Consider the following 281-nt stretch of genomic DNA (forward strand, 5'->3'; position numbering starts at 1 on the left):
CTTGGCGCATTTATTAGCTGACTGGATTGCACCGGCAATAGCGACGAATTACCCGGCATTGAGTAAATTCAGTTTAGACAGCTTATTCTTCTGGGTGATTGTGCTTGCAACTGCTGGCGGTATTGCGCTGTCCTTTACCCGGGCCCGGTCAATGGAAGCTGCCGGTGCCTCGAAAATTGGCTCAGTTTTTGTTTATGTTCTGGTTGCCAGCATTGGCCTGCATATGGATGTCACAAAAATTGTGGGAACACCGAAGTACTTCTTAATTGGTGCTATCTGGA

At 47.7% G+C, this 281-nt stretch carries 1 protein-coding gene; it reads left to right on the top strand.

Annotated features, from left to right (window positions below; translation table 11 throughout):
* A partial coding sequence (locus tag B3180_RS11510) for a DUF819 family protein (protein WP_286844664.1) occupies positions 1 to 281 on the top strand: 281 nt, incomplete at both ends.

Source organism: Idiomarina sp. UBA4206 (genome assembly GCF_002383015.1).
GTDB lineage: Bacteria > Pseudomonadota > Gammaproteobacteria > Enterobacterales > Alteromonadaceae > Idiomarina > Idiomarina abyssalis.